The 21,806-nt window shown below is 68.6% G+C and carries 19 protein-coding genes; 12 read left to right on the top strand and 7 right to left on the bottom strand.

Annotation, left to right across the window (positions count from 1 at the left end; all coding sequences use genetic code 11):
- Positions 1 to 276: 276 nt before the first annotated feature.
- The 3 genes from QWY84_RS13605 to QWY84_RS13595 are packed head-to-tail and all read right to left on the bottom strand — an operon-like array spanning position 277 to position 3,235.
- A complete protein-coding gene (locus tag QWY84_RS13605) occupies positions 277 to 933 on the bottom strand; it encodes a LutC/YkgG family protein (protein WP_290203254.1) in 657 nt (218 codons plus the stop codon).
- Positions 930 to 2,354 carry a LutB/LldF family L-lactate oxidation iron-sulfur protein gene (locus QWY84_RS13600; RefSeq protein WP_290203253.1) on the bottom strand — a complete coding sequence of 475 codons (1,425 nt, stop codon included), beginning with the start codon at positions 2,352 to 2,354 and terminating at the stop codon, positions 930 to 932. Before QWY84_RS13600 ends, QWY84_RS13605 begins: the two co-directional genes overlap by 4 nt.
- Positions 2,354 to 3,235 (bottom strand): (Fe-S)-binding protein, encoded by an 882-nt coding sequence (locus tag QWY84_RS13595; RefSeq protein ID WP_353959893.1) that lies wholly within the window; start codon positions 3,233 to 3,235, stop codon positions 2,354 to 2,356. Before QWY84_RS13595 ends, QWY84_RS13600 begins: the two co-directional genes overlap by 1 nt.
- A gap of 52 nt (positions 3,236 to 3,287) precedes the next feature.
- Between QWY84_RS13595 and QWY84_RS13590 the strand changes: the two genes are divergently transcribed.
- The 7 genes from QWY84_RS13590 to QWY84_RS13560 all read left to right on the top strand — a co-directional run bounded on the left by QWY84_RS13590 (position 3,288) and on the right by QWY84_RS13560 (position 11,036).
- On the top strand, positions 3,288 to 3,620 hold the full coding sequence (locus QWY84_RS13590) for a 4a-hydroxytetrahydrobiopterin dehydratase (RefSeq protein WP_290203252.1): 333 nt from the start codon (positions 3,288 to 3,290) through the stop codon (positions 3,618 to 3,620).
- A gap of 759 nt (positions 3,621 to 4,379) precedes the next feature.
- Positions 4,380 to 5,126 (top strand): GntR family transcriptional regulator, encoded by a 747-nt coding sequence (locus QWY84_RS13585; RefSeq protein ID WP_290203251.1) that lies wholly within the window; start codon positions 4,380 to 4,382, stop codon positions 5,124 to 5,126.
- Positions 5,127 to 5,201: 75 nt separating this feature from the next.
- Complete coding sequence (gene dctP, locus QWY84_RS13580) at positions 5,202 to 6,221, top strand: TRAP transporter substrate-binding protein DctP (protein ID WP_290203250.1); 1,020 nt, start codon at positions 5,202 to 5,204, stop codon at positions 6,219 to 6,221.
- Positions 6,222 to 6,288: 67 nt separating this feature from the next.
- On the top strand, positions 6,289 to 6,828 hold the full coding sequence (locus QWY84_RS13575) for a TRAP transporter small permease (protein ID WP_290203248.1): 540 nt from the start codon (positions 6,289 to 6,291) through the stop codon (positions 6,826 to 6,828).
- Positions 6,825 to 8,132: a TRAP transporter large permease gene (locus tag QWY84_RS13570; protein ID WP_290203246.1), complete on the top strand. Its 1,308-nt coding sequence runs from the start codon at positions 6,825 to 6,827 to the stop codon at positions 8,130 to 8,132. Before QWY84_RS13575 ends, QWY84_RS13570 begins: the two co-directional genes overlap by 4 nt.
- A 28-nt stretch (positions 8,133 to 8,160) precedes the next feature.
- Positions 8,161 to 9,522 (top strand): malonyl-CoA decarboxylase, encoded by a 1,362-nt coding sequence (locus QWY84_RS13565; protein WP_290203245.1) that lies wholly within the window; start codon positions 8,161 to 8,163, stop codon positions 9,520 to 9,522.
- Positions 9,519 to 11,036, top strand: a complete 1,518-nt coding sequence (locus QWY84_RS13560; RefSeq protein ID WP_290203244.1) for a malonate--CoA ligase — start codon at positions 9,519 to 9,521, stop codon at positions 11,034 to 11,036. The genes QWY84_RS13565 and QWY84_RS13560 overlap by 4 nt, the downstream gene beginning before the upstream one ends.
- 236 nt (positions 11,037 to 11,272) lie before the next feature.
- Here the strand turns inward: QWY84_RS13560 and moaC are convergent, their stop codons facing one another.
- Entirely contained in the window at positions 11,273 to 11,758 is a 486-nt protein-coding gene (moaC, locus tag QWY84_RS13555; RefSeq protein ID WP_290203243.1) for a cyclic pyranopterin monophosphate synthase MoaC, read from the bottom strand.
- Between moaC and QWY84_RS13550 the strand changes: the two genes are divergently transcribed.
- Complete coding sequence (locus QWY84_RS13550; RefSeq protein ID WP_290203242.1) at positions 11,757 to 13,343, top strand: hypothetical protein; 1,587 nt, start codon at positions 11,757 to 11,759, stop codon at positions 13,341 to 13,343. The genes moaC and QWY84_RS13550 overlap by 2 nt on opposite strands.
- Before the next feature lie 554 nt (positions 13,344 to 13,897).
- Here QWY84_RS13550 and QWY84_RS13545 read toward each other — a convergent pair.
- The 3 genes from QWY84_RS13545 to QWY84_RS13535 form a co-directional block, all read right to left on the bottom strand.
- Positions 13,898 to 14,281, bottom strand: coding sequence for a hypothetical protein (locus QWY84_RS13545; RefSeq protein ID WP_290203241.1), 384 nt, complete (start codon positions 14,279 to 14,281; stop codon positions 13,898 to 13,900).
- 227 nt (positions 14,282 to 14,508) lie between these two features.
- The gene (locus QWY84_RS13540; protein WP_290203240.1) at positions 14,509 to 15,660 is read right to left on the bottom strand and encodes a DcaP family trimeric outer membrane transporter; all 1,152 of its coding nucleotides are present in this window, start codon (positions 15,658 to 15,660) and stop codon (positions 14,509 to 14,511) included.
- 249 nt (positions 15,661 to 15,909) lie between these two features.
- Complete coding sequence (locus tag QWY84_RS13535; RefSeq protein ID WP_290203239.1) at positions 15,910 to 16,503, bottom strand: DUF2946 family protein; 594 nt, start codon at positions 16,501 to 16,503, stop codon at positions 15,910 to 15,912.
- A 437-nt stretch (positions 16,504 to 16,940) separates the two neighbouring features.
- On the opposite strand from QWY84_RS13535, the gene QWY84_RS13530 reads away from it, so the two are divergent.
- From QWY84_RS13530 to QWY84_RS13515, 4 genes are all read left to right on the top strand, one after another.
- Positions 16,941 to 17,606 (top strand): Z-ring associated ZapG family protein, encoded by a 666-nt coding sequence (locus QWY84_RS13530; protein WP_290203238.1) that lies wholly within the window; start codon positions 16,941 to 16,943, stop codon positions 17,604 to 17,606.
- 928 nt (positions 17,607 to 18,534) lie between these two features.
- Positions 18,535 to 19,734, top strand: a complete 1,200-nt coding sequence (gene proV, locus QWY84_RS13525; protein WP_290203237.1) for a glycine betaine/L-proline ABC transporter ATP-binding protein ProV — start codon at positions 18,535 to 18,537, stop codon at positions 19,732 to 19,734.
- 3 nt (positions 19,735 to 19,737) lie between these two features.
- Positions 19,738 to 20,646 carry an ABC transporter permease gene (locus QWY84_RS13520; RefSeq protein WP_290203236.1) on the top strand — a complete coding sequence of 303 codons (909 nt, stop codon included), beginning with the start codon at positions 19,738 to 19,740 and terminating at the stop codon, positions 20,644 to 20,646.
- A 245-nt stretch (positions 20,647 to 20,891) separates the two neighbouring features.
- Positions 20,892 to 21,758, top strand: coding sequence for a glycine betaine ABC transporter substrate-binding protein (locus QWY84_RS13515; RefSeq protein ID WP_290203235.1), 867 nt, complete (start codon positions 20,892 to 20,894; stop codon positions 21,756 to 21,758).
- The last annotated feature ends 48 nt before the right edge of the window (positions 21,759 to 21,806 follow it).

The raw sequence follows: 21,806 nt of genomic DNA, 5'->3' as shown, positions 1-21,806 counted from the left end.
TCGCGACGTGTGGGAGCGGCTTTAGCCGCGACTTTCCAGAGCGTCACCGCGCTCGGGCGGTCGGGGCTGAAGCCCCCTCCCACAGCAGGCAACGGGAAAGCCCGGGGATGCACCCGCCGTAGGAGCGACGTCAGTCGCGACCTACCAGAGCGTTTGATGCACTGGGACGTCGCGGCTGAAGCCGCTCCCACACGGCTCCGGTAAAGCCTGTTGCAGGCCCCCTGTGGGAGCGGCTTTAGCCGCGACCGGCCGGCGCGTCCGCCGGCGGGCGAACGCCTACGTCTCCACCAGCACCACGTGCAGGCTGCGCGGCCCGTGGGCGCCGAGCTGGAGGGTCTGCTCCACGTCGGCGGTGCGCGACGGGCCGGTGATGAAGTTGAAGCTCCGGGGCGGGAAGCCGTCGGTTTGGCGCATGCGGGCCCAGATGTCCTCGAACCAGGGCACCACGTCGGCGGTGCGCAGCACGATGATGTGGTAGTCGGGTAGAAAGGCCAGGGTGGCGGGGTTGTCCGGGCCGGAGGCCAGCGCCAGCGACCCGGTCTCGGCCATGCCCGCCAGGGCGCGGCTCACGCCCACCAGGGCGGCGCGGCCGTCGCGGGCGGTCTCCACCGTCAGGTGGTCGGGCCAGTCGACGGCATCCAGCGCCGGGTCCGGGGCCCGGTGCACTGCGGTGCCCGCGGGTCGTTCCGCCAGGTAGTCGGCCACGGCGCGGCCGACTTCCGCCATGCTCGGTACCGCCACCCAGGTCCCCGCGGCCGCCTCGAGGCACTGCTGGAAGCGGGCCAGGTCGTCACCCTGCCATTCCGGCCGCTGGGAAGGGCCGTCGCCCACGGCGGCCTGCCGCGCGGAGCGGGTGGCCTCGGCATCCGGCGGCCCTTCCCGGCCGAGGGCGGTGCGGATGCGGCCCAGGATGCGCTCGCGTGCGTCGCTCATCGGTTTGCCCCTCGCTGCTGACGCCACGCCGCCTGGAACGTGGTCCTCTGCGGCGCCGGGAAATCGCGGCCGGCCGTCCAGCCGCCCGCCAGGGGCAGGTGGCGGAAGCGGCCCTTGCGCCGTCCGATCCTGCCCATTGCGCCGATGCCCGCCCGGGCCAGGGCATTGTAGAGGCGCGGTCGCCGGGCGAACCACGCCCACACGGCCAGGCCCCAGCGGGTGGTGCGCGGGGTGAGGTTGTGCTGGTACTGCTCCTCGCGCAGGTCCCGCAGCAGGTCGGGCAGGGGGATCTTGACCGGGCAGACGCTCTGGCAGCGACCGTTGAGCGTGCAGGCGTTGGGCAGGTCGCGGGTGCGGTCCAGGCCGACGATGAGCGGCGTGAGCACCGAGCCCATGGGGCCGGGGTAGACCCAGCCGTAGGCGTGGCCGCCGATGGCGGAGTAGACGGGGCAGTGGTTCATGCAGGCGCCGCAGCGGATGCAGCGGAGCATCTCGCGGAAGCGGCCCTCCAGCATGCGCGTGCGGCCGTTGTCCAGCAGCACGATGTGGAATTCCTCCGGACCGTCGGTATCGGGCGCGCGTCGGGGGCCGGTCACCATGGTGGTGTAGGCGGTCATGTCCTGGCCGGTGGCGCTGCGCGCCAGCAGCCGCAGCTGCGTGGCGGCGTCCTCCAGCGTCGGCACCAGCTTCTCGATGCCGGCGATGGCCACGTGCACGCGGGGCAGGGAATGGGTCAGGTCGCCGTTGCCCTCGTTGGTAACCAGGAACAGCGAGCCGGTCTCCGCCACCAGGCAGTTGGCGCCGGTGATGCCGACGTCGGCGCTGAGGAACTTCTGCCGCAGGATGCCCCGGGCTTCGTCGACCAGCTCCGGCACCTCCCGGAGCTTGTCCTTGAGCGTGCCGCGGTGGTGGTGCTCGTTGAACAGGTCGCTGATCTGCTGGCGCGTCTTGTGGATGGCCGGCGCGATGATGTGGCTGGGCGGCTCATGGGCGAGCTGGATGATGTACTCGCCCAGGTCCGTCTCCACGGTCTCGACGCCGGCGGCCTCCAGGGCCTCGTTGAGCTCCACCTCCTCGCCGGCCATGGTCTTGCCCTTGGTGACGATGCGGGCGTCGGCCTGGCGGCAGATATCGGTGACGATCTTCTGGGCCTCGTCCTGGGTGCCGGCCCAGTGCACATGGCCGCCGGCGGCGTGCACCTGCGCCTCGAACTGCTCCAGGTAGACGTCCAGGTTGGCCAGGGTGTGGTCCTTGATGCGCCGGCCGCGCTCGCGCAGGCCCTCGAAGTCCGGGAAGCGGTCGACGACGAACTTGCGCTTGCCCACGAAGCCGGCCTGGACGTTGGCCAGCGCCTGCTGGAGATCCGGGTTGTGGAGCGCTTCCCGGGCGGCGGGCTTGAAGTACTGGGCGCGGGATTCCATCAGGCCTCCCCCTCGCCGATGGCGGCATCGCGCTGGGCGGTGCCCGCCAGGACCTCGGCGACGTGATAGGCGCGTACGGGCTTGTCCAGGCGCTTGAGCCGGCCGGCAATGTTGAACAGGCAGCCGAGATCGCCGGCGAGCACCATGTCGGCGCCGGAGGCCTCGATGTTGGCCACCTTGTCCGAGACCAGGCGCTCGGAGATCTCCGGGTACTTCACGCAGAAGGTGCCGCCGAAGCCGCAGCACACGTCGGTGTCGTCCATCTCCCGCAGCTCTAGCCCGCGCACCTGGCCGAGGAGCCTGCGCGGCTGGCTGCGGATGCCCAGCTCCCGCAGGCCGGAGCAGGAATCGTGGTAGGTGGTCACGCCGGGGTGATCGACCCCGGGGAGCTCCAGCTCGGCCACCTCCACCAGGAAGCGGGTGAGCTCCCAGGTGCGCTCGGCCAGCTCCTCGGCGGCCTGCCGCCACTGCGGCTCGTGGCGCAGCAGGTCGGGGTAGTGGGCGGCGATGGTGCCGCCGCAGGAGCCCGACGGCACGACCACGTAGTCGTACCCGCGGAAGGCCTCGATGACCTGCCGGGCGATGGCGGCCGCATGGGCATTGTCGCCACTGTTGTACGCCGGCTGGCCGCAGCAGGTCTGGGCCTCCGGAACCTCCACGCGGTAGCCGGCCTGCTCCAGGAGCTGTGCGGAGGCGAAACCCACGGACGGGCGGAAGAGATCGACGAGACAGGTGGCGAAAAGCGCCACGGTGGGACGGGTGGTCGCGCTGGCGGCATCGGGCATGGGGTGCTCCCCGGGATTCGTGTCATTCGTCGCGGGCCGGCGGCGGGTGCGCCCCTTGAAAGGCGTACATCCCGCCCGCAGGCTGTGCAGTACCATACCTCACATCCTGTTCCATGCAACGTTGCACGGCAACGAGGGAGCCACCGCCATGAGTCTGACCGAGAAGAAGTGCACGCCCTGCCAGGGCGGAACGGAGCCCATGCCCCGGGAACGTGCCGAAGGCTACATGGACCAGGTCCCGGGCTGGGAGCTGACCCATGACGCCACGCGGCTGCAGCGCAAGTTCAAGTTCAAGAACTTCGCCCAGGCCAACGCGTTCGTGGACAAGGTCGGCGAGCTGGCCGAGTCCGAGGATCACCACCCCGATATTACCTTCGGCTACGGCTACGCGATCATCGAGATCTCGACCCACAAGATCAAGGGGTTGCACGAGAACGATTTCATCTTCGCGGCGAAGACGAACGAGCTGGCCGGAGAGTAACGGCCGCCCGGGCCGTCCGCCTTGTAGGAGCGGCTTCAGCCGCGACATCCTAGAGAACCGGACGCCCTGGAACGTCGCGGCTGAAGCCGCTCCTACATGGCTCCGGCACGGCCTGCCGGAGAATGCCGTGGGAGGGGCTTCAGCCCCGACCGGCCACCGGCGGACCCCGGAAAATCAGGGCTGAAGCCCCTCCCACAGCCACATCGGAAAGAGCCCGCCGTAGGAGCGAGGTCAGTCGCGACTTCCCAGAGAACCTGACGCCCTGGAACGTCGCGGCTGAAGCCGCTCCTACACGGCTCCGGCACGGCTTGCCGGAGAATGCCGTGGGAGGGGCTTCAGCCCCGATCGGCCACCGGCGGACCCCGGAAAATCAGGGCTGAAGCCCCTCCCACAGCCACATCGGAAAGAGCCCGCCGTAGGAGCGACGTCAGTCGCGACTTCCCAGAGAACCTGGCGCCCTGGAACGTCGCGGCTGAAGCCGCTCCTACACGGCTCCGGCACGGCTTGCCGGAGAATGCCGTGGGAGGGGCTTCAGCCCCGACTTTCCAGACAGCCGGGGCTTCCCGCCCGGCTCGTGCCCGAAGATTCCGGCATCCCCCGCCCGTCGCCCGCCGAGCAAGGTCACTCGCGGCCCCCGGGAACGCAGGATCATTCCGTTCCCATTACAGGTATACAACAGAACGATGACTACTATACTTCAGCCAGGGTGACGGGAAGATCCCGCCCCACCGGCACGGTCTGTCTCTGAAGGAGCAGGGAATGGCCCGCACGCAGCAATCCGGCGCCGCCCGCCTGCGCGACAGCCTCGAGGACGATATCGTCAACGGGCGCCTGCGTCCGGGCGAGAAGCTCGATCCCGAGGCGCTCGGCCGCCGTTTCGGGGTCTCGCGCACGCCCGTGCGCGAAGCCATCCAGCACCTGGAAAGCAGCGGCCTGGTCACGGTGCTTCCCAAGCGGGGAACGTTCGTCACCGAGATCGGCATTCCCCGGCTCATCGAGATGTTCGAGGTGATGGCCGAGCTCGAGGCCATGTCCGGCCGCCTGGCGGCGCGGCGCATCGAGGCCGGCGAGGCCCAGGCGCTGTCCGCGGCGCTGCAGCGCTGCCGTGACGCCGCCGACCGCGGCGAGAGCGACGAGTACTACTACGAGAACGAGCGCTTCCATTACCTCATCTACGCCGCATCCCACAACGGCTTCCTCGCCGACGAGGCGAAGCGCGTGCACGGGCGCCTGAAGCCCTACCGGCGCCTGCAGCTGCGGGTGCGCAACCGCATGTACCGGTCCCTGGCGGAGCACGAGACCATCGTGGCCGCCATCGTGAACGGTGACGAGACCGAGGCGGAGCGCTGCCTGAAGGCGCACATCCTGGTGCAGGGCGAGCGCTTCAGCGATCTGGTTGCATCGCTGGGCGACGCGGCGCATCTGTCCATGCCCGCGTCGCCCGACGGTGGGGACGGCGACGACGAATCCGAGAAAGACCGGCAGAGACCGGCGACGACGCGCTGACGCACCCCCGGGGGCCGCCGCCGGCGGCGTCCGGCGCGCCAGCGCAATAGAAGCAGAAAGCGGAGGAGAGAGACGATGAACCAACTGAAAGCACGCATCCCCCGAACCATGCTCACGCTCGGGTTGGCGCTGGCCGGCGCCGGCATGCTCGGCACGGCGAGCGCCGAGGAAGTCCAGCTGCGGGCCTCGCACCAGTGGCCGGGCGGCCAGGGCGATATCCGCGACGAGATGGTGCAGATCATCGCCGAGGAGGCGGAAGCCGCCGACGTGGGGCTCAGCATCCGGGTCTACCCGGGGGCGTCGCTGTTCGAGCCCCGGGAGCAGTGGAACGCCATGGCCCGGGACCGCCTGGCCATTTCCGCCTTCCCGCTCGCCTATGCCGGCGGCCAGCACCCGGAGTTCAACCTCACCCTGATGCCGGGGCTGGTAAAGAACCATGACCACGCCCAGCGGCTCAACGACTCGGAATTCATGGAACGCATCGTGGAGATCATGGAAGACGACAACGTCATGGTCCTCAGCCACACCTGGCTCGCGGGGGGCTTCGTCAGCAAGGAGGGCTGCATTCTCGAGCCCGACGACGTGGACGGCATGCAGATGCGTGCCGCGGGCAAGGCCTTCAACCAGCTGCTGGCCGAGGCCGGCGCGTCCATCTCCTCGATGCCCAGCTCCGAGATCTACAGCGCCTTGCAGACCGGGGTTCTCGACGGTGCCAACACCAGCTCCTCGAGCCTGGTGTCGTACCGGATCTACGAGCAGGTGGAGTGCCTGACCGCACCCGGCGACAACGCACTGTGGTTCATGTACGAGCCCATTCTCATGTCCAAGGCGGCCTTCGACCGGCTCAACGAGGAGCAGCAGCAGGCCCTGCTGGAGGCGGGCGAGAAGGCCGAGGAGTTCGCCTACGAGGCCGCCAAGGAGGCGGACCAGAAGCTGGTCGAGGCCTATGAGGAAGCCGGCGTCGAGGTGGTCAGCATGAACCAGGAGCAGTTCCGCATGTGGCGGGATATCGCCCAGGACAGCTCCTACGCCAGCTTCGTGGAGGAGACGCCCAACGGCCAGGAGCTGCTGGACATGGCCCTGTCCGTGGACTAGAAGGCGCAACCGCTACCGCCGCCCTGCGGGGCGGCGGTGCCGTCACCGCGTCCCGGGAGGTCTCCCCATGAAGGCATTCATCAACGCGGTCAACCGCGTGTCGGCGGCGTTCGGCGTTGCCGCCGCGGTCATGCTGCTCCTCGGCGTGATCGTGATCTGCCAGATGGTGTTCACGCGCTACGTGCTCAACCACTCCGTCTACTGGCAGACCGAGTTCGTGACCTACGTGCTCATTGCCATGACGCTCATGGGCAGCCCGTACGTCCTGCTTCGCGGCGCGCACGTCAAGGTGGACGCGCTGCCGCGGGTGCTCGGCGACCGGGGGCGCTTCGCCTGCGCGGTCATCGCCTACCTGACCGGGTTCGTCTTCGCCGCGGTCATCGCCGTGTTCGGCTTCGAGTACTGGCACCTGGCCTGGTCGCGCAACTGGGACACGGGAACCATGTGGGGGCCGCCCCTGTGGATCCCGCTGCTGGCCCTGCCCCTGGGCATGGGGCTGCTGGCGCTGCAGTACGTGGCCAGCTTCCTGGCGCTGATCACCGGTCACGAGACCCCGTTCGCCGACGCCGGGGAGCCGTTGCCCATGGACGAGGAGCACGAGCAATGACGCCACTCGACATCGGCGGACTGGTCATTGTCACCCTGCTGGTGCTGCTGGCCCTGGGCACGCCGGTGGCCTTCGCCCTCGGCGGCACGGCCCTGATCTTCCTGTACTTCTTCGAGGGGCCGCGGAGCATGGGCACGGCGGCGGAGACGCTGTACGCCTCGCTCAACTCCTTCGAGCTGCTGGCGATTCCCATGTTCATCCTCATGGGCGCGGCGGTGGCGCACTCGCGCGCCGGCCCCGATCTCTACGAGGCCCTGGAGCGCTGGCTCTACCGCGTGCCGGGCGGGCTGCTGGTGTCCAACATCGGCGCCTGCGGCATCTTCGCGGCGCTGTCGGGCTCCTCGCCGGCCACCTGCGCGGCCATCGGCAAGATGGGCATCCCGGAGATGCGCAAGCGCGGCTATCCCGAGGGGCTGGCGGCCGGGGCCATCGGCGCCGGCGGCACCCTGGGCATCCTGATCCCGCCCAGCGTGACCATGATCGTCTACGGCATCGCCACGGAGACGTCCATCGGGCGCCTGTTCGCCGCCGGCATTCTCCCGGGGCTGATGATCGTGGTCCTGTTCTGCGCCTGGGGCATCTTCTACTCGCACCGCTACGGCCAGGCGTACCGGCTCACCGGCGCCGGCTACAGCTGGCGCGAGCGCTTCGTGATCCTGCCCAAGGTGCTGCCGTTCCTGGCCGTGGTGGTGGGGGTGCTGTGGACGCTCTACGGCGGTGTCGCCACGCCGTCCGAGGCCGCCGGCGTCGGGGCGCTTTTCTGCATCCTGCTGGTGGTGATCATCTACCGCGTGCGCAACCCGCGCTCGCTGTGGACGGTGCTCAACACGTCCATGCGCGAGTCGGTGATGATCATGATGATCCTCGGGGCGGCGGGGCTGTTCAGCTTCATGCTGTCGAGCCTGTACGTCACCCAGACCCTGGCCGAGATGATCGTCGCGCTGGAGATCAATCGCTGGCTGCTGCTGGCGCTGATCAACGTGTTCCTGCTCATCGCCGGCTTGTTTCTGCCGCCGGTAGCGGTCATTGTCATGGTGGCGCCGACGCTGATCCCGATCATCACCGACATCGGCTTCGACCCCATCTGGTTCGCCGTGGTGCTGACGCTGAACATGGAGGTGGGGCTGATTACGCCGCCGGTGGGTCTGAATCTGTACGTGCTCAACGCCATCGCGCCGGACGTCAGGCTCGGGACCATTCTCTGGGGCAGCCTGCCGTTCGCCCTGATCCTGCTGCTGGGGATCGTCATCCTGTGCGTGTTTCCGGGCATCGCCACCTGGCTGCCCGAGGTGCTCATGGGCTGACCCCGGCGGCCACCGGAGACCGTGCGTTATGGACATGAACTTCCTGCAGGAGATGATCAGCAGCATTACCCAGCGCAACGCGGCCTCGCGCCGGCGCATGCTCGACCGCGTGTCGCCGGATCACCAGAGCCTGCTCGCCGCCTGCCGGGAGCTGCTGGCCAGCGACGGCGAGGCGTCGAGCATCGCGCTGGCCCGCCGGGCGCTGGACCTGTACGCGCGTCTGGATGCCGACGAGAAGCGGCGCTTCTTCGAGGCGCTGGCGGCGGACTTCGCCGCCGACCCGGAGGCCATCGAGCAGGCGTACCGGGCCTACCGCGAGGCCGGTGACAACACCACGCTGCATGCGCTCTTCCAGGCCTGCGAGCCCGGGCGCCAGGAGCTGTTCCGGCGCCTGAACCTGGCCTCCGGCGGTACCTACGACCTGGTGCGCATGCGCCAGGATCTGCTGGGCATGCTCCGCGACCACCCCGAGTTCCCGGCCGTCGACGCCGACTTCGAGCACCTGTTCAGCTCCTGGTTCAGTCGCGGCTTCCTGGTGCTGCGCCGGATCGACTGGCACACGCCGGCGGCCATCCTGGAGAAGATCATCGACTACGAGGCGGTGCACGCCATCAGCGACTGGCAGGACCTGCGCCGGCGGCTCGACCCCACCGACCGGCGCTGCTTCGCGTTCTTCCATCCGGCCATCGGCGACGAGCCGCTGATCTTCGTGGAAGTCGCCCTGCACAAGGGCCTGCCGGACCGGGTCCAGCCCATCCTCGAGCGCGGCCGGCGCGACGTGGACGAGCCCGAGGCCGCCGACACGGCGGCGTTCTACGGCATCAGCAACTGCCAGACGGGCCTGCGCGGGATCTCCTTCGGCAACTTCCTGATCAAGCAGGTGGTCCAGGAGCTCAAGCAGGAGCTGCCCAACCTGAAGTACTTCGTGACCCTGTCCCCGGTCCCGGGCTTCCGCCGCTGGCTGGAGGCCCTGCGCGACGACCCCGACAGCGGCCTGGACCCCCAGGCGCGCGAGGTGCTCGGGGAGCTGGAGACCCCCGGCTGGCACCGGGATGAGGCCGGCGCCGAGCGGCTGCGGGATACCGTCCGGCCGCTGGCCGCCCACTACCTGCTGGGGCTCAAGGACGACAGCGGCCACCCGCTCAACCGCGTGGCCCGCTTCCATCTGGGCAACGGCGCACGCCTGCACCGCATCAACTGGCTCGGGGACACCTCGGACAAGGGGCTCGAGCAGGCCGCCGGGTTGATGGTGAACTACCTCTACGTGCTCGACGAGATCGAGCGCAACCATGAGCAGTTCACCGCCCGCGGCACCATCGCCTGCTCGAGCGAGGTGCGCGATCTCAACAAGCGCGCGAAGAAGCTGATCAAGGGGGAGCAAGTCCGATGAGCGACAATCTCTTCGAGACCTTCGCCGACCGCATGCACGCTCGCGGCGCCGCCACGTTCGTGACCACGCCGGACGGCCGCCGGTACGGCTACGACGAGGCGCTGGCCACAGTGGCGCGGCTGGCTGCCGTGCTGAGCGAGCTGGGGGTGCAGCCCGGGGACCGGGTTGCCGCGCAGGTGGACAAGAGCCCGGAGGCCATCCTGCTGTACCTGGCCACCCTGCGCGCCGGCGCCGTGTACCTGCCTCTGAACACCGCCTACACCGATGCCGAGGTACGCTACTTCCTGGACGACGCCGAGCCGGCTCTGCTCGTCTGCCGCCCGGCCGCCGCGGACGCGGCCGCCCGCCTGGCGGCGGCGTCCGGCTCCGCACGAGTGGAGACCCTCGGCACGGCGGCGGACGGCAGCCTCATGGAGCGCGCCGGGGCCGCCGCGCCCGCCGGCGACCCGAAGCCCCGCGGCGCCGACGACCTGGCCGCGATCCTTTACACCTCCGGCACCACCGGCCGCCCCAAGGGGGCCATGATCACCCACCGGAACCTGGCATCCAACGCCCGCTCCCTGGCCGAGTACTGGCGCTTCACCGAGGACGACCGGCTCATCCACGTGCTGCCCATCTTCCATACCCACGGGCTGTTCGTGGCCTGCAACGTGGTGCTCATGGCCGGGGCGAGCATGCTGTTCATGCCGCAGTTCGACGTCGACGCGGTCATGGCGGAGCTGCCCCGGGGCTCCACTCTCATGGGCGTGCCCACCATCTACCGGCGGCTGCTCCAGGACGAGCGGCTGACCCCGGAGCGCACCGCCGCCATGCGGCTGTTCACCTCCGGGTCGGCACCGCTCACCCCGGAGATGCACCGGGAATTCCGCGAGCGCACGGGCCACGCGATCCTGGAGCGCTACGGCATGACCGAGACCAACATGAACACCTCCAACCCCTACGACGGCGAGCGCATTGCCGGCACGGTGGGGTTCCCGCTTCCCGATGTGGAGGTGCGCATCGTCGACCGGGAGGAGCGCACCGAGCTGCCCCGGGGCGAGATCGGCATGATCGAGGTGCGCGGCCCGAACGTGTTCGTCGGCTACTGGCGCATGCCGGAGAAGACCCGCGAGGAGCTCCACGACGACGGCTTCTTCACCACCGGGGATCTCGGCTTCATCGACCAGCGCGGCTATGTCCACATCGTGGGCCGTGACAAGGATCTCGTCATCTCCGGCGGCTACAACGTCTATCCCAAGGAGATCGAGCAGGTCATCGACGAGATGGACGAGGTCGCGGAGTCGGCGGTGATCGGCGTCCCGCACCCGGACCTGGGCGAGGGCGTCACGGCGGTGGTGGTGCCGCGTCCCGGTGCGGCCCTCGGCGAGCGGGACGTGCTCGACGCCCTGGGCGACCGCCTGGCGCGCTACAAGCAGCCCAGGCGCGTGTTCTTCGTCGACGACCTGCCCCGCAACGCCATGGGCAAGGTCCAGAAGAACGAGCTGCGCGACCGGTATGCGGACACGTACCAGTAACGCTCTGGAAGGTCGCGACGGACGTCGCTCCTACGGCGGGCTCTCCCTGATATGACCGTGGGAGGGGCTTCAGCCCCGACTGGCCGGCGGACTTGCTCTGGAATTGTCGGGGCTGAAGCCCCTCCCACAAAGGCTCCGGTCATCCCTTTCCCGAAACCCGCCGTCCCGAAACCCGCCGTAGGAGCGGCTTCAGCCGCGACCTTCCAGAGCGTCTGGCCCCCGGAGAGTCCCAGGGATCACTCCCCCTGATCCCGCTCCCAGGTCCCCGACTTGCCGCCGCTCTTGTGCACGAGCCGTACGCCGGTGATCTCCATGCCCCGGTCCATGCCCTTGCACATGTCATAGACGGTGAGCAGCGCCGCCTGCACGGCATTGATGGCCTCCATCTCCACGCCGGTGCGCTCGACGGTCTCGGTGCGCCCGGTGCAGTGCACGCCGCTGCCGTCATTCAGCGGTTCCAGGGTGACCTCGGCGTGGGTAAGCTGGATGGGGTGGCACAGGGGCACGGTCTCCCAGGTCTTCTTGGCGGCCATGAGGCCGGCCACCCGGGCGACGGCGAGCACGTCGCCCTTCTTGATGCGCTGCTCGCGGATGGCCGCGAGCGTCTCCGGATGCATCAGGATGCGGCCCTCGGCCAGTGCCACGCGGCGCGTGCTGTCCTTGTCGCCGACATCGACGATATGGACCTCGCCGGTTTCATTCAGATGCGGGAGATTGCTCATGGTTCCTCCGTTGCCCCAGGGCCCGGTACCCGCCGGGCGCCGCGCATGGCCGTGCCGCCATGATAACCGCAAAGCCGGCGCGGGGCAGGGGGCGCATACCCCGGGTACCGGGGCAGGGCGGCTGGTTGCGGCGGCCGCCGCCGTCGTCATGACCGTTCTCGCCGGCTGCGCCACGCCGCCCGCGGAGGTGGCCCGCCAGGGCGATCCGGAAGCCGCGTGCCGGGCGTTCTTCCGCAGCCTGGACGAGCAGGTGGCCGCGGCCGGTGTCCGCGACGGCATCGGCGCCCCGCCGGCGGCCTATCCGTATCTGCGGGCGACGCGTTTTCTCGGCAGCTTCCGGGATGAGCTGGACGATCCCGCCGTGCGCGGCGCCTGGCTGGATGCCGCCCAGGCCCTGGACCGGGAGGCACGCTTGCTGGAGCTGCGCCACCTCGGGCCCGACGCCCGGGACGCCGTTGCCGTGCCGGCGTCCATGGACAATGCCACCGCGGCGGTGGTCGGCTGCGGCAAGCGTCTGCGGCGGGCCGACGGGCTGGACCGTGCGGACGGCCCCTGGCCGCAAGCGGCGGAGGCGTTGCGGGTGCCCGATGAGTACGTCAGCTGGCATCGCGCCCTGGGCTTCTACCCGGTCTCGCGCTGGTTCATCAGCGCCGGGGTGGCGAGCTGGCAGCAGGGGGTGCGCGAGACCTTCGAGAACACGGTCCCGGCGGACGAGCCCGCCCTGCGCTACCGGCCGGCCACGGAGCCCGCGGAGCCGGCGGTCGCCGGCGAGATCCTGGCGCGCGCGCCCCGCGATCCCCTGGGGCGGCCGGAGCTGACGAAGACCGAGTGGCGGCAGGTGTTCGAGCATTTCGCGCCGGTGGTGGAGCTGGAGCGGGATGTCCGCCACAATCGCCTGGGCTGGCCGTTGCTGCGGCCGGACGGTCTCCCGGCCGTGGATACCCAGCAGCCCGTCGTGTTCACTCACCGCAGCTACATGCCCTACGGCGACGAGACGCTGACCCAGCTCAACTACAACTGGTGGTTCAGCGAGCGGCCCGTGGATCACTGGCTCGACCTGCTCGGGGGCCGGCTGGACGGCCTGACCGTGCGCCTCACCCTGGACGGCGCCGGCCGGCTGCTGCTGGTGGAGACCATGCACAACTGCGGTTGCTACCACCAGCACTACCCGGTGCAGGGCCTGGAGCCGCGGGACGAGCCGCGCTACGCGGAGAAGCCCCTGATCCTGCCCGGGCCCGGGCGGCCGGGCCCGGGCGAGCGCCTGCGCGTGCGCCTGGAGGGCGGCACTCACTACGTGCAGCATCTGGCCTTCGCTCCGGTGCCGGGGCAGGGTAGGCGCTATGTCATGGACGACTACGACACGCTGCGCAGCCTGCCGGCCCCGGACGGCGGCCGCCGCAGCCTGTTCCAGCCCGACGGGCTGGTGGCCGGCACCGAGCGCAGCGAGCGCTGGTTCCTCTGGGTCTCCGGCGTGCCGCAGCCCGGCGCCATGCGCCAGTACTACAACCATGCCACCGCCTTCGTCGGCCGCCGTCACTTCGATGACCCGGATCTCCTGGAGCGAATCTACACCGATACGCGGTAGCGGGGGCCGCAGTGGGCATGTCGATCCCATGCCCCCCTGTGCTCTCCGGGGCCCCTTGTAGGAGCGACGTCAGTCGCGACGTTCCCAGAGAGCCTGATGCCCTGGAATGTCGCGGCTGAAGCCGCTCCTACGGCGGGCCACGGAGAGGTCTTTCCGGAATGCCGCCGTAGGAGCGAGGTGACTCGCGACATTTCCAGAGAGCCTGATGCCCTGGAACGTCGCGGCTGAAGCCGCTCCTACGGCGGGCCACGGGGAGGTCTTTCCGGAATGCCGCTGTAGGAGCGAGGTCACTCGCGACATTTCCAGAGAGCCTGATGCCCTGGAACGTCGCGGCTGAAGCCGCTCCTACGGCGGGTCACAGGAAGGTCTTTCCGGAATCCCGCTGTAGGAGCGAGGTGACTCGCGACATTTCCAGAGAGCCTGATGTTCTGGAACGTCGCGGCTGAAGCCGCTCCTACACGGCTTCGGGGAAGCCTGGTGCAGGAGACCCTGTGGGAGGGGCTTCAGCCCCGACGGGGTTGGCCCGCAAGCGTGCCTGTCCCCGTGGGTCGTCCCTACTCCCGGCCGCGGATCACCAGGTCGTAGCGGTCGATATTGCTCATGAAGCGGCTGCGCTGGGGGTGGCCGCGGAGGAACTGCTCGACCTCGTCGTGGACGGCCCGCGCCGCCTCGACATTGTCGTTGGACAGGTGCTCGCGGATGCGGGCCATGCGCAGGTGGTAGTAGCGCTCCAGGCGTAGCGCCTGGTGGCGGGGGTGGGTCGGGTCCACTCGCTGTAGCGCCTCGTCCAGGAGCTCGGTGGCCCGGTCCAGCTGGTGGTTGTTGCGAAGCTCCCGCGCCTGCTCGAGGATCGAGTCCGGCTCGGGCGCCTGTGCCAGCGGCGCCGCCAGCGGCGCCAGTATCAGAAGCAGTACGCAGTACCGCAGGAATCCCTTCATGGCTGCTCTACCTCCACGCACCGGCATTGCACCGGTCATCACACCTCGGGGTTATTGTCTGTTCGCGCGTCCACGACGCTTGTCCCTCGATCGACGCGAGGGCTCGGACCCATCGTCCGCCACCAGCCAAACACAGCGGCGCGGCCATAACTGCGAACGGAGTCCCAAATAAAAACGGGCGCCCGAGGGCGCCCGTTCATGATAACGGCTTGTGCCGTCAGGCCAGCTTAGAAGCTGTACTGCGCGGAGGCCTGGATGCGAACGCCGTCGCTGTCGTCGTCGCCGTTGGACAGCTGGTCCTGGTAGGACTGACGGTGCCAGCCGGCCTCGATGCCGTAGCTCACCTGGTCCACCGGCGACCAGATGTAGTTGGCGAACAGGCTCTCGTTGGTCTCGGGAGCCGAGCCCGCCAGCGCACCGTCGTCGACCGCATCGTCAATGTCCGCCGTAGCGTGAGCATAGGCGACGGTCAGGGCGCCCGGGCCGATGGCCTGGGTTACGCTGACGGTGCCGCCGAAGGCGGAGATGGTCTCGATGTCGTTGCCATCCACGTAGCCCGGGGCGGCCGGGTTGACGTAGAGGTAGCTGCCGATGCCGTCACCGGCGGTCAGCGCACCACGGATGGTGGTGCCCGGGGTGACCTCGCTGCTCACCGCGCCGAAGGCACCGAAGCCGGTGGCGTTGTCGTCGGTGGTGCCGTTGTCAAAGCCGAACTGGTTCGCCACGGCGCCGACGCTGAAGTTCACCGGACCGGCGGAGGACTCGTAGCGGGCCGTCAGGTCGTAGAAGCTGTCCTTCTCGCCAACCTGGTTCAGTGCCTCGCCGCCGATGCCGTCCGGATCCTCGACGGCCACGGAGAAGTCGCCGACCGTGTAGCGCACCTGCGCCTGGCGGGACTGGGCGGACTGGCCGACGGCGCCGGTGAAGTCCAGGCTCGGGGGCGTGCCCACGAAGGTGTTGAAGTTGGACCAGGTCTGCCCGGCCAGGACGCCGTTCCAGGTGCCGTAGGCGTGACGCAGGCGGAGCTCGCCGCCGCCGGCGCCGTAGAAGTCACCCTCGATGTAGGTGTTCAGGTCGCCGCCCATGTCCATCGGCGTCGCGGTGCCGAAGCCGATGCGGCTCTGGTAGGCATGCATGCGCGTATGACCGTCGATGTCCTTGTACGTGTCAGGGTTGACGGTGCTCCCCAAGTTGCCATGGCTCACGGAGTTGCCGAGGTCGGCATCAACGTCATAGATCATGTCGAGCTTGGCGTAGCCCTGGATAGTCAGCTCGGTGTTGCCGACGTCGGTGCTGAGCGCGTGGGCCGAGCCCGCGGCCGCCAGTGCCAGCGCCGAGACGGAGCCGACAGCAGTTGCCTTCAGCGTGCGCTTTGCCATTGTTGTTACTCCTTTGAGTAGTTGTGGAACAAACGCTGAGTCGTGGGGCCGGCCTGCCGGCCGGGTGCCCGTTTTTATTGCATCACCAACAGTGTAGCCGGTTTTCACAGGATGCAAGGATCAATTTGCAACATCTCGTTGTTCTACTGCAACAAGGGGAACAATACGCATATGACACCCCCGTGACAAGCCCCGCCGTTGCGCGGTTTGCGGGTGGTCTGTGACGTGGTTCACGTTTTCGTGAGGCGGTCAGCCGTCATCCGCCCGGAGCCGCCAGGCCGGGCGCCACTCGGAGACGGCGGCGCGTAGGTCGTCCGGGGCAGGTTGCGGGTGTGCATCGAAGCCGAAACAGGCGGTGAGGTTGTTGCTTGCAAGCGACTCGAGCGGGGCGTCGCCGGCGGCGAGGTGGAGGCGGCCGGCAACGCCGCCGGTGCCGCCGCCGGAATCCTCCAGGGCATCGCCCAGGCGGTCCAGGTCCTGGGCATGGACCAGGCCCGGCCCCAGCTCGGTGACCAGTACCACGTCGCCGTCGGGCGTGAGCCAGGCCTGCCGCAGCTCGCGCGCCGGCCGGCCGGTGTGCGTGGCCAGGGCCCGGTCGTTGCCCAGGTGGTAGATCCAGGGTGTGGCCTCCAGGTCGGCGTAGGCGCGCTGGGGGCCGTTCTGGAAGAAGGCGCGGCCGTGGTCGTCGACGTCGTAGTTGCGCTGGATGAAGGCGAGGGTGCGCTCGTGGGTCACCCGGTGGCCCTGCAGCAGGAAATCGCCGCGCCGGTTCACGCCGATGTAGCCGTAGACGGCGGGGACATCGGGCCAGCGGGCCATGGCGTTGTGGACGGACGGGTCCATGGTGGCTCGTTCTCCGTTCGTGTAGGCCGAGGGCGCCCGGTGCGACCTGCCTGCCGGCGAGGTCTGACAGGCCCGCTGTAGGAGCGACGTGAGTCGCGACCTTCCAGAGAACCCGACGCCCTGCAAGGTCGCGGCTGAAGCCGCTCCTACATGGCTTTGGTAGTGCCTGGTACCGGATCCTGTGGGAGGGGCTTCAGCCCCGACTTTCCAGAGTTCAGGATCCTCTGCGACGGTCACGACTGACGTCGCTCCTGCGGCTTCTCCGCGGCTGCTGCTCTCCGGTTCCATCATCCCCGAAGCGGGGCGGCTCGGGGAAGGCGTGATTTCGTCGCGGCGGCGGGGCTCGCGTATAGTCGGGGAGAAAGAGCGCCGCTCGGGGGCGCCGGGGGCGCCGCCGGCGCGCCGTCCACTTGCCACCACCACGGGGACCGATTCCTATGACGACCATTGTCTGGATCATTGTTGTTCTGGTCTGCCTCGCCGGAGGCATCTGGCTGGGGCGGTATACGGCGCCGGGGGTCGAGCGGTCCCGGGCGCTGGAGAAGGAACGCGACGAGGCCCAGGCGGAGCTGCAGCGCTACCGCGAGGATGTGCGCAACCACTTCGAGAAGACGGCGCACCTGTTCAACCAGGTGACCACCGGCTACCGCCAGCTCTACGAGCACCTGGCCGAGGGCTCCGAGCGCCTGGGCACGGGCGAGAACGCCCGCATGCTGGAGAACCGGCCCGAGGACCGCACCCTGCAGACGCCGGACGACGCGGCGGACCGCACCGGCGAGCGGAGCGCCGCAGACGCCGCGGGGCAGGAACGACAGGCGCAGGAATCGGCCCCGGGAGCCGCGGCGGCAGGCGCCGCCGCGCCCGCCACCGCCACCGCCGCGACGACGTCGGCGGCGGAGTCCGACGCCTCCAGCGCGGCGCCGGCGGAAGGCGAACCGACAGAGCACCCCGAGGAAGACGAGGCGCCACGGCAGGCGACGGATTACGCACCGGACCCGGACGGCGGAGCCGGCGAGACGGCGGCGGAGACCGCTGCGGAGACGAGCCCGGAGGAGGGCGGCGAGGCCGCCGCGGCGACGGAGAAGAGCTCCGGGAAGAATTAAGGTTTTGGGTGAAGAGCTTTCTGTAACCCGCGGTAGGAACAAGGTGCGTCGCGACGTTCCAGAGAACCGGATGCCCTGGAATGTCGCGACTGACGTCGCTCCTACGGCGGGTCACGGGGAGGTCTTTCCGGAAGCCCCCGTAGGAGCGCGGTCACTCGCGGCCTTTCCCGTGTTTCCGGTCGGGGCTGAAGCCCCTCCCACAGGATCCTGCAGCAGGCTTTACCGAAGTCGTGCAGGAGCGGCTTCAGCCGCGACGTTCCAGGGCACCCGGTTCTCTGGAACGTCGCGAGTGACCTCGCTCCGGCATGGCTCCGATGGAGGCTGCTGCCGAAAGAAAACAGCCGCACCCAATGGCTGCGGCTGAACAGGGCAGCGTGCCCCACGAGGTACTCGGTGGCAAAGCGCGTCGTGCGCTTGCAGGCCGGAACGGAAACCCGCCGTGATGCCTTCCCTGGCGCCCGTCCCGCTCCGTGGGATCGAGTCACTCCGTATCCGTGTACTGGGAAGTTTACGGGATTATCATGCAGAGCGCAATGCGACGTATTCGCATTTACGATGAATGGATTTGGCTCTCTGCCGGCCGGGCGGTACACTGCCGGCTTTTGATTGAATGATTAAATAAAAATCGTGCTCCGGACCCGGTTACGGCGAGCGTGCCGGGACGAGCATGCGGCGCTCGAACGGGTGTGCGGCGGCAGCCGGTGTTTGCGGATGCCGCGTGCCTCTCTTAAAGTGCTGCTGAGGGCAGGCCCGGGCGTCGGTGTTCGGCAACGCTGCAGGCCGGGCAAACCAGAGAACAGGCCAACGCGCGCAGAGGTCCGCCTGGCAGGGTCGTTGGATGGCGTCCTGCGGCAGGCCGCCGGCGGAAGCCGGACCGGTACGGAGCGGCCCGACTCCGCGTGCGGAGGCGCCATACAAAGGCGAATCCATGTCTGAAGACAACAAGCTTGTTATCGAGAATCTCTACAAGATTTTCGGTCCCAGCCCCGACGAGGCGATGAAGCTCGTCGAGCAGGGCTACCACAAGGACGACATTCTCGAGCAGACCGGCAACACCATCGGCGTCCAGGACGCCAGCTTCTCCATCCGCGCCGGCGAGATCTTCGTGGTCATGGGGCTGTCGGGCTCCGGCAAGTCCACCCTGGTGCGCATGCTCAACCGGCTCATCGAGCCCACCTCGGGCGCGGTCAAGGTGGACGGCCAGGATGTCACGCAGATGAGCAAGAAGGAGCTCATCGACCTGCGCCGCCACAACATGAGCATGGTGTTCCAGTCCTTCGCGCTGATGCCGCACAAGTCGGTGCTGGACAACGCGGCCTTCGGCCTCGAGGCCTCGAGGGTGCCGAAGGACAAGCGCCGCGAGCGCGCGGCCCGGGCGCTGGAGTCGGTGGGCCTCGGGGCCTGGATCCACAGCTTCCCCCACGAGCTCTCCGGCGGCATGAAGCAGCGCGTGGGCCTGGCCCGGGCCCTGGCCACCGACCCGAGCATCATGCTCATGGACGAGGCCTTCTCCGCCCTGGACCCGCTCATCCGCACCGAGATGCAGGATGAGCTGCTGGAGCTCCAGCACAAGGATCAGCGCACGGTGGTGTTCATCTCCCACGACCTGGACGAGGCCATGCGCATCGGCGACCGCATCGCCATGATGGAAGGCGGCCGCGTGGTGCAGGTCGGCACTCCGGAGGAGATCGTCACCAACCCTGCCAACGACTACGTGCGCTCGTTCTTCTACGGCGTCGACGTCAGCCAGGTGTTCTCCGCCGGCGATATCGCCACCAACAAGCAGGTCACCGTCATCCAGCGCCCGGGCGTGGACGTGGGGGCCGCCCTGTCGCGGCTGCGGGAGCACGACCGCGAGTACGGCGTGGTCGTGGACCGCGACCGGCAGTACCAGGGCGTGGTTTCCGCCAGCGGGCTCGCGGAGGCCTACGACTCGGGCAGCGAGGATCGCTGGTCCATGGCCTTCGAGAAGGACGTCGAGCCGGTAACCAACGACAGGCCGCTGACGGAGGTGCTGGGCATTGTCGCGGACTCGCGCTGGCCGGTGCCGGTGGTGGACGGCGAGGGACGCTACCTCGGCTCCATCTCCAAGACGGCGCTGCTGCAGACTCTGAAAAAGGCGGGCTGAACCATGGCATTCTTTCTGGACGATATAACGATTCCGGTCGGCAACTACGTCGAGGGCGCGGTCGACTGGGTCCGCAACAACCTCACCGAGGTGCTGGACGCATTCGCCGGCATCGTGGGGTTTTTCACGAACAACTTCGAGGACTTCCTGCTATGGGTCCCGGCGGAGGTATTCATCATCGCCATTGCGCTGCTGGCGTTCACGCGGGTGGGCTGGCGATTCGGCACCTTCGCGGTACTGGCGCTGCTGCTTGTCGGCATCATGGACCTGTGGGATCCCACCATGTCCACCCTGGCCCTGGTGCTGGCGGCCAGCGTGGTGGCGCTGATCATCGGCGTCCCCATCGGGGTGGCCATGTCGCGCAACGACATCGTCGAGCAGGCGGTGCGCCCGGTGCTGGACTTCATGCAGACCATGCCCCCCTTCGTGTATCTCATCCCGGCGGTGATCTTCTTCGGCCTGGGCAAGGTTCCGGGCACCATTGCCACGGTGGTCTTCGCCATGCCGCCGGCGGTGCGTCTCACGAACCTGGGGATCCGCCAGGTGGGCGAGGAGAACGTCGAGGCCGGCCGGGCGTTCGGCTGCACGGACCGGCAGCTGCTGTTCAAGGTGCAGCTGCCGCTGGCCCTGCCCAACATCATGGCGGGCATCAACCAGACCATCATGCTGTCGCTGTCCATGGTGGTGATCGCGTCCATGATCGGTGCGGGCGGGCTCGGCAACGTGGTGCTCACCGGCATCCAGCGGCTGAACGTGGGCCTCGGTTTCGAGGGCGGCCTGGGCGTGGTGATTCTGGCGATCCTGCTGGACCGGATCACGCAGAGCTTCGCGCCGACCTACGGCTCCGCGGGGCGGCCCTCTCTGCTGGCGATCCTGCGCCGGTGGATGGGCAGGGAACAAGAAAACGCCTGAGTTCGTTATACTTGGCGATACAGGGTGGGCAGTCAGTGGCTGTTTCGCCCCCTTGCGCAAGGAGTCTGTCGGCCTCGGGCGAGAGGTTGATGCCCGAGCCCGACAGGCTCCTGGCAGGCTCTGACGGGAGGGCGTCCGCCTTCTCGTCGCTGCCTGCCGTCCGGCCCCGGGCCGGACGGTTAGCGTGGAAAGGTCGGGCGTCCGGCGCCCGGCTTTGATCAAGGGCAAACGAGGAGTAATAAGCAATGTTAAAACTCACGAGTCGTGCTCTGACCACTGCGATTCTGGGAACGGCCGTGGCCGGCACGTCGGCTTCGGCGCAGGACATCACCATCGGCTGGACCGCGTGGTCCGACGCCGAGTTCGTTACCAAGCTCGCCGAGCAGATCCTTGAGAATCGTGCGGACTACGATGTCGAGCTCACGCAGACGGACATCGCGCCGCAGTACCAGGGGATTGCCCAGGGCGACATCGACATGATGCTCATGTCCTGGCAGCCGGGTACGCACGGTGATTACCTGGACGGTATCGCCGGCGAGTACACGGACCTTGGTCCGATCTACACCCATGCCCGCCTGGGTTGGGTGGTGCCGGACTACATCCCCGAAGAGGACATCAGCTCCATCGCGGATCTCAAGAGCAATGCCGTGCGCGAGCGGCTTGACGGCGAGATCGTTGGTATCGATCCGGGTGCGGGCCTGTCGCAGCTCTCCGAGGACGCCCTGGAGGACTACGGCCTGGACGGCTACAACATCCAGTTCTCCAGCGGTGCCGGCATGACCGCGGCCCTGGACCGGGCCATCAACCGCGAGGAATGGATCGTGGTCACCGGCTGGAGCCCGCACTGGAAGTTCGGTGCCTACGACCTGCGCTATCTGGAGGACCCGGAAGGCTCGCTGGGCGGTGCCGAGCGCATCCACGCCCTGACGCGTACGGGCTTCCATCAGGATCATCCGGAAGCGACGGATATCATCACCCGCATGTTCATCCCGATCAGCATGCTCGAGAACTACATGGCCTTCGCCCAGGAGAACTCCTATGAGGAGGCCGTGGACAAGTTCATCGAGGAGCAGTCCGACCGGGTGGACTACTGGGTGAACGGCGAGTTCTAAGACCGCTCCCGGATCGTCCGGAAAAAGGCCCGACCGGCGTTCGCCGGT

This window comes from Aquisalimonas lutea (assembly GCF_030409225.1).
Taxonomy (GTDB): Bacteria; Pseudomonadota; Gammaproteobacteria; order Nitrococcales; family Aquisalimonadaceae; genus Aquisalimonas; species Aquisalimonas lutea.
This window is presented reverse-complemented; position numbering and strand designations above follow the sequence as displayed.